The sequence below is a fragment of the Gordonia sp. CPCC 205515 genome (assembly GCF_048537925.1).
GTDB lineage: Bacteria > Actinomycetota > Actinomycetes > Mycobacteriales > Mycobacteriaceae > Gordonia.
Genome location: NZ_JBCLVJ010000029.1, coordinates 31,251 through 46,627, shown reverse-complemented (window position 1 = coordinate 46,627; position 15,377 = coordinate 31,251). Strand labels below are relative to the sequence as shown.

15 protein-coding genes are annotated in these 15,377 nt (G+C 62.9%); 2 read left to right on the top strand and 13 right to left on the bottom strand.

The window, feature by feature from the left end; translation table 11 throughout:
* Positions 1-402: 402 nt before the first annotated feature.
* The gene (locus AAFP30_RS28720) at positions 403-1,032 is read left to right on the top strand and encodes a hypothetical protein (RefSeq protein ID WP_419233474.1); all 630 of its coding nucleotides are present in this window, start codon (positions 403-405) and stop codon (positions 1,030-1,032) included.
* 713 nt (positions 1,033-1,745) lie between these two features.
* Here AAFP30_RS28720 and AAFP30_RS28715 read toward each other — a convergent pair.
* The 12 genes from AAFP30_RS28715 to AAFP30_RS28660 form a co-directional block, all read right to left on the bottom strand.
* Positions 1,746-2,513: an alpha/beta fold hydrolase gene (locus AAFP30_RS28715; protein WP_419233473.1), complete on the bottom strand. Its 768-nt coding sequence runs from the start codon at positions 2,511-2,513 to the stop codon at positions 1,746-1,748.
* Positions 2,510-2,731, bottom strand: a complete 222-nt coding sequence (locus tag AAFP30_RS28710; RefSeq protein WP_419233472.1) for a hypothetical protein — start codon at positions 2,729-2,731, stop codon at positions 2,510-2,512. The genes AAFP30_RS28715 and AAFP30_RS28710 overlap by 4 nt, the downstream gene beginning before the upstream one ends.
* Positions 2,732-2,879: 148 nt before the next feature.
* Positions 2,880-3,335, bottom strand: a complete 456-nt coding sequence (locus AAFP30_RS28705; RefSeq protein WP_419233471.1) for a Zn-ribbon domain-containing OB-fold protein — start codon at positions 3,333-3,335, stop codon at positions 2,880-2,882.
* Positions 3,332-4,486: a thiolase C-terminal domain-containing protein gene (locus AAFP30_RS28700; RefSeq protein ID WP_419233470.1), complete on the bottom strand. Its 1,155-nt coding sequence runs from the start codon at positions 4,484-4,486 to the stop codon at positions 3,332-3,334. The genes AAFP30_RS28705 and AAFP30_RS28700 overlap by 4 nt, the downstream gene beginning before the upstream one ends.
* Positions 4,487-4,625: 139 nt before the next feature.
* On the bottom strand, positions 4,626-5,822 hold the full coding sequence (locus AAFP30_RS28695; protein ID WP_419233469.1) for a CoA transferase: 1,197 nt from the start codon (positions 5,820-5,822) through the stop codon (positions 4,626-4,628).
* Between the two features lie 10 nt (positions 5,823-5,832).
* A complete protein-coding gene (locus AAFP30_RS28690) occupies positions 5,833-7,311 on the bottom strand; it encodes an aldehyde dehydrogenase (RefSeq protein WP_419233468.1) in 1,479 nt (492 codons plus the stop codon).
* Between the two features lie 102 nt (positions 7,312-7,413).
* The gene (locus tag AAFP30_RS28685) at positions 7,414-8,916 is read right to left on the bottom strand and encodes a carotenoid oxygenase family protein (protein WP_419233467.1); all 1,503 of its coding nucleotides are present in this window, start codon (positions 8,914-8,916) and stop codon (positions 7,414-7,416) included.
* A 39-nt stretch (positions 8,917-8,955) separates the two neighbouring features.
* Positions 8,956-10,113: a thiolase family protein gene (locus AAFP30_RS28680; protein WP_419233466.1), complete on the bottom strand. Its 1,158-nt coding sequence runs from the start codon at positions 10,111-10,113 to the stop codon at positions 8,956-8,958.
* On the bottom strand, positions 10,110-10,523 hold the full coding sequence (locus tag AAFP30_RS28675) for a Zn-ribbon domain-containing OB-fold protein (protein ID WP_419233465.1): 414 nt from the start codon (positions 10,521-10,523) through the stop codon (positions 10,110-10,112). Before AAFP30_RS28675 ends, AAFP30_RS28680 begins: the two co-directional genes overlap by 4 nt.
* Complete coding sequence (locus AAFP30_RS28670; protein ID WP_419233464.1) at positions 10,520-12,067, bottom strand: class I adenylate-forming enzyme family protein; 1,548 nt, start codon at positions 12,065-12,067, stop codon at positions 10,520-10,522. Before AAFP30_RS28670 ends, AAFP30_RS28675 begins: the two co-directional genes overlap by 4 nt.
* A gap of 49 nt (positions 12,068-12,116) precedes the next feature.
* Positions 12,117-13,010, bottom strand: a complete 894-nt coding sequence (locus AAFP30_RS28665; protein WP_419233463.1) for an SDR family NAD(P)-dependent oxidoreductase — start codon at positions 13,008-13,010, stop codon at positions 12,117-12,119.
* 4 nt (positions 13,011-13,014) lie between these two features.
* Entirely contained in the window at positions 13,015-13,791 is a 777-nt protein-coding gene (locus AAFP30_RS28660; protein WP_419233462.1) for a crotonase/enoyl-CoA hydratase family protein, read from the bottom strand.
* 288 nt (positions 13,792-14,079) lie between these two features.
* On the opposite strand from AAFP30_RS28660, the gene AAFP30_RS28655 reads away from it, so the two are divergent.
* Positions 14,080-15,066: an Lrp/AsnC family transcriptional regulator gene (locus AAFP30_RS28655; RefSeq protein WP_419233461.1), complete on the top strand. Its 987-nt coding sequence runs from the start codon at positions 14,080-14,082 to the stop codon at positions 15,064-15,066.
* A gap of 82 nt (positions 15,067-15,148) precedes the next feature.
* On the opposite strand, the gene AAFP30_RS28650 is transcribed toward AAFP30_RS28655, so the two are convergent.
* Entirely contained in the window at positions 15,149-15,292 is a 144-nt protein-coding gene (locus tag AAFP30_RS28650) for a hypothetical protein (protein WP_419233460.1), read from the bottom strand.
* Positions 15,293-15,377 lie beyond the last annotated feature (85 nt).

Here is a 15,377-nt window from a genome sequence, read left to right as displayed (position 1 = left end):
GGCATCACCCCGTGGGCTGTGAGTTCGACTGATCAACTGCAAGTAGGAACTGGCTCTAGAACTGACTGGGCCGGTTATCGGGGACCTGCCACGAGTACCCAAGACGCTCAACATGACTAGCAGAAGGAGGTTCAGGTGCCAAAGTCAACAGAATTCAATGAGGCTACGTATGCACAGCATGTAAACAACGAAATCACCGAAGCGTTCAGGAGCCTCGGGCCGCCAGGGCTCGACGCAGTGCCACTGCTGCCGACACTCAGGGATGAGGCAGACCTAGGATACGATCTAGGTGTAACAGCTCGATGGGGTATGTACTATTTCCAACATAAAGTCCCCCAACTGCTATGGACAAGAGGGGCGAGTCAGAGCCCTCCCATGGTTCCGCCATTCTACCGATTTCATGTGAAATCGGACGTCACCTCGAATGGCTGTATTCAGCATAATGTACTCATCGAGCTCGAACGGGTGCGTAAAACCGAGGTCTTCTACGCTTCGCCAGCGTTCTACACGAATAATGCTCTCCGTCGACACATCTTCGCTGGGACGGTCTATGACCACAGTGTATTCGTCAAGCCGTCACTGCTTGGAATGATCGACGAAGGCGACAGGCATGTGTTTGCATACGACACGGCGAGTCCGTACACAGTGCAAGCATTTTCCCGGCCCTCCCAGCCCTCTCAAGCCGGATTCAATGAAGCCGTTGTAAGCACAATTTCACCCCTCATTGACTCTGAGCCGGAAAGTCTGGCCAGCTTCCTCGGCCGACAACTTGAAGACCTATCGAGATCTATCGATATCGCATCGCAGAATCAGATCGAAGCGACCGGGCCGGAGGATGAGGTCGAACTTCCTTACCAGAAGATAGCAACGGCGGTGTCAACTCCTCTACCAGATGAGTTGCTCCCACTACCCGCCGAGCAGCTTCCGGTAGGTGGGGACGAACCGACCGAGGAAACCCCCACCGCAACGCGCCTCGTTGTGCAAGCGGCAGAGCTAAGTCTCCAACCTGTGCTTGTCGCTATGCGCCAGTAAACAGAGTTGCGTGACCTGATTCTCGCCGACAGCCAGCTGTCCGTCAGCCTGTTCGAGGAGCGCGCATGCAACTTCCGGCGGGCGGGTGAGATTGACACTCTCGCGCCGTTCTGGATTCTTGTCCTACACTCGCACGTTATCGTGGATGGTTAGCAACGCGAATGTCCGGCGCGACGTGACAGCTTCCTGGTCTCGAGGTCCGTCGACTGTCACCATTATCGGGATCGGACAGCACTTCGTGCTCGTGCATCTTGGAGTTCGACACTCGCACGTCTTTATGGAAATCCGTCCGACACTCTCATGTCTCTACAGACACTTAGCGGTGCGAACGTCCAGGGAGAGGTGAGAGTTGCCAGGTCACAAGCCCGGCTTGGTCTCACCTATTTCTGAATCGGACAAGCATCGAAATTGGCGAATGTGCAACGAGTTGGCAAAAAGGAGCCGAAAGTTGGCAACGTTTGCTTACGGTCAGGCTCTCAGTTGCTCTGCGCGAGAATTGACGATAAATGCGTGTTGGAGCTGGCTGCGGATCAATGTCCCTGTGACCGTGTCACTTTCGGTGTAATTGGAAGTCAGAAGGCTACCCGCTACCCGATCAGTCGGCCACTCAGTGAGGACGAGAAACGTCACCGTGACGAAAGTAATCCGTGACCGGTTGTCGAGGTCATGCGTTGCGAGCCGTTCTGACGTTTGACTGTCGTGGCTGGGCTGGGTCAAATGGGTTGGCGACGATGGCCTGGTGGGCGTACGAGTGAACGCTCGTCAAAGAAGCTGTGCCACAGAGAATTATAGGTTGCTATGTCCATCGCTGGTTGAACCAGCGTGAAGCCGGCAACCAGGGTGTCGGGCGCGACGTTTCCGGTGACGTCGAGCAGATCATCGACGCTGACTCGGCCGCGCGCCAGCATCCGTATGCCGGGTCCGAGTTCATGAAAGTTGACGGGCGTGGCCAGCAGGACCATCGACGCGATGGGCAGTTCCGGGCGCGCCGCTGCGGTCAGCATCGTAAGCACGCCGCCGAGGCAGTAGCCGAGCACCGACACATCAGAGTTGCCGGAAACCTGAACGCACCGCTCGATCGCTCGGGGAAGATAGTCGTCGCTGTAGGTCTCGAGAGTGTTACCTGCGTCGACGGCGTCGGGCACACCCCAGTCGAGCATGAAGACGTCATGCCCGTCGTCCAGCAAGGAACGCACCAGGCTGTGGCGCGGCGTGAGGTCGAAGATAGTGGGTTTGGTGACGAGACTCATCACGAGCAGCACCGGGGTTGCATGTCGACGCTGGGTCGACTCGTACCGGAAGAGTCGGGCCTTGTCGCGGCTCCAGACCACCTCCCGAGGTGAGGCGGCAACCTCTGCCTCCCGCACACCACTGAAGTGCAGCAGCGCATTTCGGATGTAATCTCCAGTTGCGTCGAGGCCTGCGCCGATCTGGCGGATTCGCTCTTCGATGTCACCGATGCCGGGCAGGGAGATCGTCATCGCTGCTGCTCCCGAAGTAGGTCGTCGACGTTATTGTTCAGTGTGCGGACCGTGCGTTCCAGCGAGGCGACGTGGATGAGGATGCGATTGATGTCGCTGGCGGCCGGCAGGTTGAAGGCGTGCATGAATCGACGAGAACTGCGCTCAACAGTCTGGGTGAATGTGCCTGTGGCGCGCTGGGCAAGTCCGAGGCTGATCTCGACAGCCTCGGACTGCACGACCGATTCCAAGATCGGGGTCGCGAATTCTCCATGCGTAAGACTACCGCCTGGGTTGACGGGATGGCCATCGTGGGGACTCTCTGTTGGATAACATAATTGGCGTACGGCGACGTCAAGATACGACGAGGCGGGGCGATTCGCGCTCTCAATCGGTCTGCGCGGTGACGACCGCCAGCACGGGTTCGCCCTCTCCGGCCATGCCGCTGGGCACGGCCACGAAGGTGACCTGGTCCCCCACCACTAGCGGCTCGTCATGGTCGCCCAGCACGCGAACCGAAAGCCACGGTCCTTCAAGCAATTCCACGATCGCCACGCGGTAGGGGCCGGTCACATCCGGCAGCGGCGACCGATGCACGACAGCCCAGCACACGACGGTGCCTGATCCGACGGCGAGCTCGGAATCGAACTGCGTTGCCCCGCACTGCGCGCAGACCGAGTCGAGTGGAGAACCATGGTTGCCGCACGTCGTGCATCTGAGTACCTGCACTCGACCTTCATGAGCGGCGTCGAAGAACGCGGCGCTGCCGTCAGTTCGCCGCACCGGTGTGGGAAAGGGATGCGGCCAATCCGACTCTGCGATAGCGCTGTCGGTCTGTGTCATGCCGCCTCCGTGCCGAGCACCAGCGTCGAGTGATATTCGAGGATTCCGCCGTTTCCGCTGACCATGGCGACGCCGTGGCGTGGTACTTGGCGGTCACCACCGTGGCCGCGCAGCTGAATGATGGCTTCACTCAGTGGTGTGAATCCCCACATGTAGTACCCCGACAGCTGTCCTCCCCCGGTGTTGCACGGCAACGCGCCGCCGGGCGCGAGCCGTCCTCCCTCGACGAACGCGCCCCCTTCACCTTTCGCGCAGAATCCGTAGTCCTCGAGCGTCACCAGAACGGTGTAGGTGTAGCAGTCGTAGAGTTCGAGGAAATCAATGTCGGCGTGGCTGACACCGGCACGAGCCATCGCTCTGCGCCCCGACTCAACGGCACCGGTCTCCACACCCCACGTCGAGTCACGCGCCATTCGGCGCGGTCGGTGGCCCTGGCCGTACCCGAGAACATGAACGGGCGGCTGCGCCAACTGTGGGGCCCGGTCCGCGGCGGTCACCACGACAGCGATGGCACCGTTGCTGACCAAGCAGCAATCCAGCCGACGCAGCGGATCGGCGACCCACGGCGACTCATGGTGGTCGGCCACGGTCATCGGATCACGAAGCTGGGCAAGCGGATTACCTGCTGCCCACTTGCGTTGGCTGACCGCGATTTCCGCGAGTTGCTCGGTGGTGGTGCCGTAGGCCTCGAGGTGTCTGCGCGCCGCCAGTGCGTACAGGATGTTGGGTGTGACCGCGCCGGTGGCGGTCTGCCACCCGGCGAAACCGGCGAGTTCCCGTGCCTGGGTACTCCACGAACTCCCCGCTCGACGCCCCTCCCGTAACGGCGTATCCGCGAAGACGCACACCACCGTCGAAGCAGTTCCGTCGGAGATGGCTTGCGTGGCGTTGGCGACCATAGTCCCGGCGCTGGCGCCGAACGCATTGATCGACGCGAGCGTGTTCAACTCGTGTAGTCCCAGTACACCGGCGAACCGCGGGTCCAACTCTTGTTTCATCCCGGAACTCACGAGCAGTCCGTCGACATCGCTCATCGACAGTCCGGCATCGGCGACCGCACGTCGAACGGCGGTGGCGGCGAAGTCGGCTGTGCGGCCGTAGACTTTGCCCAGGTCGCTCATGCCCAGTCCGACTATCGCTGCGCCCGTCACTGTCGGACCTCCGGGTCTGCAAAGGCCCGGGCCACGGCGTACTCCAACAAGTGCCCGAATCTGCTGAATAGGCTGAGGAACCGAGCCATTGATTCTGTACCGGATACGGCCGGCGGTGGCGACTGACTTTCGACGTTCATCAGACCGTACTGCGCACACGAGCCGCATCCGTGCGGTCGGCAAGAAGGGATGAGTGTTCGGCGCGAGCAGGAATCCTGGTTTCCGTGGTTGTGCTGAACGACGAGTATCTGGCCGGTGTGCGCAGCACATCGACACGTCGCCCATCCTGCTCGGCGGAGACTCGGAGATGGCGGTCGGCAAAGATGTCGGAGTCGATGACGTCGGCCCACGAATTGATACGCGCGGCCATCAGCCCGGCCTTGTCGAAAAGCTCCACCCACTCGTCTGCGCCACGGGCGGCCAAGGCCTGGGTGAGGACCTCACGCAGTGCCTGTGCATTGACGGATCGGGCCGCCTGGTCGACGAATCGGTTATCGGCCGCGAGTTCTGGCGAACCGATGAGTCCGACGAGGCGACTCCAGTGCGCGGGAACATAGGCTGCGAGGACGATGTCGCCGTCGGAAGTCGGATACACACCGGACGGCTCGACGGCGACGGCGCGGCGCTCCTTGGTGGAGTCCTCCTGTGCTTGAGCCGGTTTCGGCGGCAAGTTCATCTGCAGGGTCAGGAAGTTGGCCTGCAGGCTGCACGCGACGTCGTAGAGCGACACGTCGACCCGGTTGACAACTCCGGCCCGCTCACGGTGCAGCAGCGCAGCGAGAACGGCCTGCGCGAGTACGTGTCCAGTCGCGCTGTCGACGAGCTGAAACGGAATCAGTCGAGGTGTCCTTCCTTTGGGTTGGCCACTGAGACAGCCGGCTTCGGCTTGCACCATCATGTCGATGCCGGGACGATCCTGGAGCTCGCTGCCACCGCCATAGGCGGACAACGACGCGTAGATGCATCGGGGGTTGATGGCCGCGACCTCATCGGGTCCGAAGCCCCGTCGCGCCATGGCGCCCGGGCGCATGCCCTGGACGATGACGTCGGCGTTCCGGATCATGTCGGTCAGGGCTGCGGCACCATCGGTGCTCCCCAATGCGAGTTCAACGGACAGCTTGCCGCGATTGTTGGGTGAGAAGTAGGGAGTGACGTGTTCGGCACCTCGTGCGGTAGCGGTGATTCGCCTGGCGGCTTCACCGCCGGGCGGCTCGACCTTGATCACCTGGGCGCCGAGATCGGTGAGGACCTGGCAGGCCAAGGGCCCGGCGACGTTAGCGGTGAGGTCGAGGACGCGGATGCCGTCGAGCGGTCGTGACTGTTGTAGTGATGACACTGGATCTCTCTCAGTTCGCCGGGCGGTAGATGGATTTCGCAATGAGGTAGGGGTCGAGACCCTCTGCTCCCAGTTCGCGTCCGATGCCCGAGTTCTTGACGCCGCCGAAGGGCGCGTTGAGGTGTAGTTCATAGTGATTGATGCCGACTGTCCCGCTGTCGATGCGTTCGGCGAGTGCCATCGCGCGTTCGGTGTCGGCGCTCCAGACGACCCCGCCGAGGCCGTAGTCGGAATCGTTGGCGAGGGCGATGGCGTGCTCGTCGTCGTCGTAGGAGATCACGGTGAGCACCGGCCCGAAGATCTCTTCCTGCGCAATGACCGAGCTGTTGTCGACGTCAATGAACACAGTCGGGTCGACATACCATCCGGCACGATCGGGCATCGAACCTCCGGTCGCGAGTTTTGCGGAGGCCTTTCCGCGCTCGATGTAGTCGAGTACTCGGTCGCGCTGCGCGGCGGAGACCAGTGGGCCGACCTGTGTGTCGGGATCGAGGGGATCACCGACTCGCAGTTCGGCAACGGTACTGGTGACGACCTCCACCACTTCGTCATACCGGCTGCGCGGAGCGAGAATCCGGGTTGCGGCGTGGCACGTCTGTCCATTGTTGCGTAGTGAGACATCGAGCAATTTGTTGCCGAACAGTTCGAGGTCGGCGTCGTCGGCGACCAGGGACACCGACTTGCCGCCCAATTCCAGTGTGGCCGGCCGTAACAGCTTCCCGGCGGTAGCGCCGATGGCGCGTCCGGCAGGTGTGGAGCCGGTGAAGGCCACCTTGTCCACCCCTGGGTGTTCGACCAGCGCGACTCCGGTCTCTCGCCCTCCGGGTACGACGTTCACGACACCGGCGGGAAGGCCGGCGGATTCGGCCGCCTCGGCGAACGCGAAAGCGTCGCAGGCCGTTTCGGGCGGTGGTTTCAGCACGACGGTGCAGCCGGCCGCGAGCGCCGGCGCCAGCTTCATGATTGCCAACGGCTGCGGATAGTTCCATGGGGTCACCGCGGCCACGACGCCGGCCGGGCGGCGGGTGACGACCGTGCTGCCTCCGGTGGGACTCGGCCGTTCCTCTCGAAGGGTCAACTGCGTCACCAGTTGCGCATAGAATCCGGCGATCGCAGCCGGTGCCATGCCGTTGACGACACGTGACAAGGTGATCGGCATGCCGTTCTCGCGGCTGACGAGCTCGGCGGTCGAGTCGCCGCGCGCATGCAGCGCGGCAGCGAACCGACCGAGGGCCTCCCCTCGTTCGACAGCGGAATAGTTCGTCCACGGACCGGTGAGCGCCCGCCGTGCGGCGGCGACGGCAGCATCGATGTCGCGGCGGCCGCCCAGAACACTCGAGGCGAACGGTTGCTCTGTCGCGGCTTCGATCAACGTATGCGTGGTGCCGTCGATCGACTCTGCCCAGGCTCCGTCGATGAACAAGGTGCACTGATCGAGATCTGATGCTTCAGGTGGGATGGTGATGCTGGACTGGGTGTGGTCGCCCATCGTCTACTCCTGTGGTGTTCGGCGGCCACACATGCCGCGTCAGCGACCGCGCAGGGCCGCACGGGCGTGGTCCGGTCCTGCCCGGGCTTCGGGTGGGGTGGGTCAGATTCCCTGCAGTTTGGCCACGTGGTTGAAGTCCATGTAGTGGCCGTGGGAGATCCATCCGGTCTGGAAGGGCAGTTTGACTGTGGCCAGTGGGCCGCGCGAGATGTCGGCGGTGTCGAAGATCAGCAGTTCCGAGAGCCGTTCGCTGTGCAGAATCGCCGGGGCGAGGAGGTAGCCGTCGCCTTCGGGTGCGCCGTAGTAGCGGGGTGCGAAGGTGGGTTCGACCACGGTGACGTCGTCGGCACTCTTGTAGGTGAAGGATTTCTGTTCGCCGGTGACCACGTTGCGGTGGACGATGGTGTTGAACGCCAACAGATTGGCGTTACCGCCGGCGAGGTAGAAGCCGTTCTCGAAGTTCTTGCCGTAGAAGCGTTCGTCCATCTTGGGCAACTCGCAGGGCACGTCGTCGAGACGCTCGGAGACGATCTTGCCCAACTGTGTGTCGAGAACCCATCGGCCGTAGACCGCCGCCGGGAACGGCGGATAGTCGGCACCCTTGGGGAGATCCTCGAAGTTCAGCGGGAACGGAGGACGGTCATAGAGCGGACCCTCCAAGTAGATCTTCCCGTTGCGCTCGTGCGCACCGACGGTGTGCAGCACGAACTCGGCGTCGAAATCGGTGTAGATGTATTTGATCTCACCCTCGAGACTGCGGGGCACGAGCACCAGGCACGACGGCTTGCTCGGATCCCAGTTGTGCATGCCGAGGTCTTGGGTCAGCGGCCGCTGAGGGTCGGCGTACCACGGGGTGACCGGCAGGATCAGGTAGTTCTCGGTCAGCCACCCATCGTGGACTGCCGCGGCGTAGGGAACCTCGTCCAGGGTGCGCGTTTTCACCCGTCCATCGGGTTGGACGAAATGCATGGTGATGTAGCCGTCGGGGTTGGTGCCGTAGGTCCATCCGTAGACCTCGCCCGTCTCGTGATCCCACTTGGGATGCGCGGTGAACGACGGTGTGCCGGCGAGGCCGGGGGCCAGTTGATAGCCCCAGTCGATGATGCCCTTGGTTTCGAGAGTGCAGGGGTCCATCTCCATAGGCACGATACCGAGTTCGTTCGCAGTCAGCAGAGCACCGCCGGCCAGCCCGTACCAGGGGAAGATGTTGGTGCCGGCCACGCCCGAGGGCACCCCGTCGGTGACCCGGCCGTCGCCGCTTTTGGGGTACATGCACGTGTCGCGCCAGTCGCCCCACGCGTCCTCGTATTCGAAGAGTCCGCGATGGTATTTGGCCTCGAGTTCGAACTTCGGGGTCCGCACCCACCGGTTCGAGTAGGTCACACGGCCGTTCTCGAACAGGTAGGCCTGAACCATGCCGTCCTTGGACTGCTGCGCGAAGCTCCCCTGTGGCTGAGGGTATTTCCACGTTTTGCCGACGACGGCAAACACACCGCGCAGCGATTCGGGAATGTCTCCTTCGACCAGGCAGTCCTCGACGGTCGCTTCGAAGCGCATCGGCGCGCTGACCCCAGTGAGGGGTGGGAGATGGGTAACGGGAGCCATGACTGTTCCTTTCAGTGGTTGTGACTCGGTATGTCGTGATCAGCAGGGAGATTGGCTGCCCTGCAGGATGTGGACGGCGCACACTGCGCCGAGGCCGACCATGTGCGCCAAGCCGGTTCGGGCGCCGGGGTGTTGCCGGGGGCCGGCGTCCCCGCGGATCTGGGTGGTCAACTCGGCGATCTGCGCTATGCCGGTGGGGCCCACGGGATGCCCGGAACCCAAGAGCCCGCCGGAGGTGTTCACCGCAACTCGCCCGCCACGGTTGAATGCGCCGGCGGCCAATTCCTTGGCGGCAAGGCCTTCTCCGGCGATACCCATGGCTTCGAGGTATTGCAGTTCCTCGATGCTGAAGGCGTCGTGGAGTTCGACGAGATCGAGGTCGGATGGACCGATCCCTGACTGCTCGAAGGCGATATTCGCGGTCTCGCGGGTCAGCTCGGCGTCGAAACTCTTTGCGCCGTAGAGTTGCTCACTTCGCTGGACGGACGCCACGACGCGGACACACCGTGAGCGGTCGAGACCCATCCGGTCGATGGCCGAGTCGGAGACCACGACGACCGCTGCCCCACCCTCACCGACCGGACAGCACTGCAATTTCGTGAGTACTCCGGAAATTCTTCGTGCCGAAAGGATCTCATCGACCGAATACGCGGTCTGTCGGTGCGCATTCGGGTTGAGTGCGGCGTTCGAGAAGTTCTTGGCCGCCACCGCGGCGACTTCCTCCGCGGTGACCCCGAAATCGTTCATGTACTGCTCGGCCAGAAGAGCATAGTGGGTGACCGGTTCGACGCGGTGGGCCGAGAGTTCCGGTGTCCCGGCGATGGTCCGGGCATTGCGCACCCGAGCAGGTTTGTCGACACCGACCGCCAGTGCGATGTCGCTGATTCCGCTCGCCACCTCGAGACACGCCAATCGGAAAGCCGAAGAGCCTGAGGCAGAGGCATTTTCCACTTGTGTCATCGGCGCTCCGCTGACGCCGAGGTGTCGCAGCATGGGTCTCGAGACAGCCATGCCGAGCATGGCGGTGCCGGTGTAGGTGGACTGCACGTCTGGCCAGTCGACCTCGGCATCGGCCAATGCCGATCGGACGGCGGTCAACCCCAACTGGACGTACGGTGTCTGGCTGGCTGGGCCGAATCGATGAAGTCCGACCCCGGCGACGTATACCGGGTCCATCTGCGCCAAGTGTCGGGTCATTGTTCTTCGCCCCCGACGGCGTGGAAGCGCAACTCGTACAGCGTCTCATCGGCGCGCACGATCGGCTCGGTCGTGGCCTCGACGAGGGTGCCCACAAAGCCGTCGACGGTCGCGGTGAGAACGCCGCGCACGACCGGGCCTTCGTCGAGGATGATGTCGGCGAGGGTGAACGGGGTCCGGACATCGGGATCGGCGTGATGCTCGATTGTCACGGCCGCCTGGACCCGGCCACGGCCGCTGAGGTCGACTGGCGTCAGTTGGGCGTCGTGGTCGCCGTTGCACAGCGATCCGAATTGCTGATAAGGAAACGATATGTGTCCGCTCGTATCACGGACGCCGGTGAGGATGGGCCGGCCGTCCTCGGCTATGTCGTAGACCAGCGGTTCGGCTGACCGCTTGGTGGTCGTCATGCCGTGACCCGTTTCGGCGCCCGGTCACGCAGCTCTCGCTTGAGCGACTTACCCATTGAGTTCGTGGGGATCTCATCGATGAACTCGATGTGCCGGGGCCACTTGTACTTCGCGAGTTTTCCCGCGCAGAACTCGGCGATGTCGCGGTCGGTGACCTCCGCGCCGGGTCGAGTCTCGATGAAGGCCAGCGGCTGTTCGCCGCGATCGTCGTCGGGCACGCCGATGACGGCCACGTTGATGACGTCCGGGTGGGTGGCGATGACGGCTTCGATCTCGGCCGGGTAGATGTTCACACCACCGGAGATGATCATGTCGATGATTCGGTCGGAGATGTAGAGCAACCCATCCTCGTCGAGGTAGCCGACGTCTCCGGTGTGGTAGTAGCCGTCGGCATCGATCTTGTCCGACCCGAGCGGTCCACGACCGATGTATCCGCCGATCACCTGGGGACTGAGCACACAGATTTCGCCTGCCGTGCCGGTCGTGACGGGGTTCCCATCCGCGTCGACGATGCGTACATCGACGTGCCGGAACGGACGTCCCGACGTTCCGGGGTGGCTTGCGAGGTCGCTCGGTGTGGCACCGGCGATCATGCCGCACTCGGTTGCACCGTAGGTCTCGTAGAGCACGGGGCCGAAGTAGTCGTTGCACGCCTGCTTGAGGCTTACGGAGAAGGGCGCCGCTCCGCCTTGCAGGAAGCGCAGCGATGAGACGTCGTAGCGGTCGAGGGTCTCGGCGGGCAGTTTGAAGATGCGTTCGAGCATGGTGGGCACCGCGATCCAATGGGTGATCTGGTGTCGCTCGATGAGGGCGAGCGTCTCCTCGGCGTCGAAGCGTCGTGCAAACACCACCGAACCCCCGGTGGCCAATGAGACCCGGGCATATCCGGGGCCGCTTCCGTGGTGCATGGGAAGGTTGATGAGCATCCGGTTGCCCGGGCCGCCGCATCCGCCGTCGAATGCCAACGACCGCTGGTACTCACGCAATACCTGCTCGTCGGGTGGGTTCTGCCAGTTGCCGAACGGTGCGCCCTTCGGTGAGCCGGTGGTACCCGACGAATAGATGATCAGACGTGCGAGATCGGCTGCGGGACGATGGGTGTTGTCTCCGTTGGTCAGCATGGAGTCGTATCCGGCGGTCCCATCGACGACGGAGTCGAGGGACACGATGACCGCCAGGTCGAGTGCCCGCCAATGCTCGACCAGGGGTGCGGGGTCGGCGTCGTCGACGATGGCGGCGCGGACCTTGCAGTCCCGGAGGATGAACGCGGTTTCGGTGGGCGTGAGGTGATAGTTCACTGCCACGATGACGGCGTGCAGTTTTGCGACCGCCAGTGAGATCGTCAACCACTCCAGGCGGGTGCGCACGCGGACTGCCACCACATCGCCGGGGCGAACTCCGCTGTCGTGCAGAGCGTTGGCGAGGCGATTTGCCTGATCGTTCCACTCCGCCCAGGTAAGTTGGGTATCGCCCTCGATACCGCACACGCTGTTCGGGTCGTCGGGTGCGAAGGGCGCTGATCCCGACTCGACTGGTTCCGTCATAGGTTCTTCCAATCTTGTTGTTGCCGTGCATGACTCGTTCGGAGCGGTGCTAGTCGAATCCGCCGCGAGCTCCACCGCTGACGGGAATCACCTGGCCGGTGACGTAATTCGACATCGGCGAACAGAGCCAGAAGATGGCGTCGGCTGCTTCTTGAATCGAGCCGGTCCGCCCGAGGGTCGGCCCGGAGATGGGCTTGGTGTCATAGATGTCGGCGGTCGCATCGACCTCCAGCCCCATTTTTTGGAGCGTTCGATCGGGGACGCCGAGGGCGATCTCTCGGCCGTCGACGGTGATCGTGTGCTGCGCGGACTGCGGTGCCCCGAAACGTGTCTGGATCACGCCGAATGCGACGGCATTGACATTCACATTCGCGCTACCCCACTCGATAGCTAGGGTTTTGGTGAGACCCAGCAAGCCTGCTTTGGCCGCAGAGTAGTTTGCGGCTCCGGCGCTCCCGAAGCTGGCGGCCAGTGAAGACACCATGACGACCTTGCGATTGTGGTGAATCCCGTTTGCCGCGTCTCGTTTTCCCGCGTCGCGGAAGTGCGGGGCAGCGGCCCGACAGATCCGGAACGGAGCCAGGAGATGGATATCGAGCATGGCCTGGAACTGTTCGTCGGACATCTTGTGTACGGGGGCATCCCAGAAGTAGCCCGCTCCGTTGACCAGGATGTCGATCCCGCCTCGCTGGGTTGCGACGTGGTCGATCAGTTCCTCGGCCGCGGTCGGTGAGGTGAGGTCGGCAGCGAAGGCGTCCGCGTCTGGCCCCAGTTCGCCGGCCACTTCCCGGGCGAGGTCGGCGTCGAGATCGACGACGGTCACCGCGGCGCCGTTGGCGGCAAGGATCTCGGCGGTGGCCCGGCCTATGCCGTTGCCCGCGCCAGTGACAATCGCGGTCTGTCCCTTGAGTAAATCACTCGACAGTGTCGGTGTGGTCAACATGTCTCTAGCGGCCTTTCCATTGTGGTGCACGTTTTTCCGCGAAGGCTTGAAGTCCTTCGCGCAGGTCTACGGACTTCATGACCTGCTGGACGTACTCGGACTGGTTGTCCCAGGCCCGTTCGTCCTCCCAGGTCCAGCTCTGGTGAACGATCTGTTTGGCGGCAGCCACCGATACCGGGCCGCAGGCCGTGATCTTCTTGGCGAGAGTCAACGCCTCGCTGAGGGCTTCGCCGGGTTTCGTTAGGCGGTTGACCAAGCCGAGACGATGAAATTCGCTGGCTGGCAACGATTCTCCGGTGAGTACGAGTTCCATTGCGACATTGAACGGAATGCGCTTCGGCAGCCGGAACAGGCCGCCGCCGCCGGCGATCAGGCCTCTCGCGGCCTCCGGCAACCCCATCGACACCGACTCGCTGGCGACGATCAGATCGCACGCAAGGCAGAGTTCGAGCCCTCCGCCCAACGCATCACCCTCGAGTGCGGCGATCAGCGGCTTGGTGGGCGGACTACCCATCACACCAAAGGCTCCCCGTCGCTTGGTAACTCCCAGGTCTCCGACCGCCGCCGCTTTGAGGTCTTGGCCGGAGGAGAAGGTCGGACCGATGGCGGTGATGATGCCTACGCGGGCGTCACCGGCATCGAATCCGTCGATGGCCGCTTCCATCTGGCGCGCCAGTGCCCCGTCGAACGCATTGCGGCGCGCGGGCCGGTCGATGGTGATGATCAGGACGTCCCCGTCGCGGTCGACGGTTATGCGTCCGAGCCCATTGGGCGATGACATCGCTTTCACCTCGGTTGTAGTAACGGAATCAATCAGCGTGCCCGGGAAGTCCTCAAGCTTGCTACCGTCACACGATTGGTACTACGCAAACTACAGTGAGTGGGATCACGATGTCAATAACTCGTGGTAGTTTTTCACTATGAATCTGCATTTTGATTATCGGACGGTGGGTGTGTGGAAGTTCCCGCCCAACAGAGCGCTGCCGGCGGCACGAGCGCGCTTCCGCAACTCCCCCGCCGCTTTGGGTACAGTCACGTGAAGATGTCCGTGGTGATCGGAGGCCCCTCAATGACCGACACCAACGACCTGGTGTCCACGAAGACCAACGGGCGTGAGATCGACACGTTGGATCACGCACTCGTCGAGCGCCTCCGGATCGACGGACGCGAAGGCAGCCGGTCCTTGGCCAAGGCCCTTGGCGTCAACGAGGTGACCATCTCCAACCGCATTCGGCGTCTCGAGCAGAGTTCGATGATGCGAGTTGTCGCCGTCGTCTCGCCTCAGGCGGTTGGTCGCAACGAACTCTGCATCGCCCTGATACGTGTGAAGGGCCGCGCGGCGGTCGATGTGGCCGCGGAAATCGCCGCCCTACCGGAGGCGCTGGGCGTCAATGTGACCAGCGGTAGCTACGACCTGATCGTGTTCTTCATCGCCAAGGATCATCAGCACCTCGGCGAGGTCTTCACCGGCTCGCTCTTGGAGGTGGAGGGCGTGGACGAGAGTCGCGGCGACCTGGTTCTCGAGGTGCTGAAGTTCGACGCGATGTGGGCTTCCCTTGACGGCGACTTCGCACCCATGACCGCCGATGACTTCGCCCAGGCGGAGACTCTCGACGTTACCGACGTCGAGATCATCAGGCTGCTGCAGGACAATGCGCGGCAGAGCAATCGTAAGATCGCCGCAGAGTTGGGCGTGTCCGAAGGGACCGTCCGTAGCCGCATCAAGCGCATGCAGGACGAACGCATCATCCGTATCCAGGCCATTTCGGACGTGAGTGCGTTCGGCGTGGCCGCCGCTGCACTCATTGGGATCCGGGTCGACGCGCATCTCACCGACGACGTCGCCAAGCACCTGCTGACCCTCGATCCGCTGGCCGTCGTGGTCCGCACGTTCGGGGAGTATCACTTGATGGTCATGGCCCACGCGGCGGACCACGACGCTCTCGTTGACGTCATCCTCAATCAGATCAGCCCGATCCCCGGCGTCCGTCGCGCGGAGGCATTCGAGATCTGGCGCGTGTTCAACCACCGTTACCTCTGGTCCTACATCATCTGAGACGCCCCCAGGGCGGGTAGCCGCACCCTTGCGCCACGTGCTTTCACTGCGGCGCAAGGGTTTACGTGCGATATCTTGCGCCTCATCGACGGCGCGCGGCGCTGCTCATCATCGCCGAATCAAAAGCCATGTGCATCGCATACTGCCGCGATATCTCCGACGTGATGGCATATTGCTCATCATCTGCGGTGTGAATAGCACGCAAACTGTTGACTAGGGTCAGCATTTAGTGCAGTATCAGCATGCCACCAGGTACATGAGGTGCATCACACCGATTGCCTGCCCGCATTCGGGTCACACCTCGACCTACA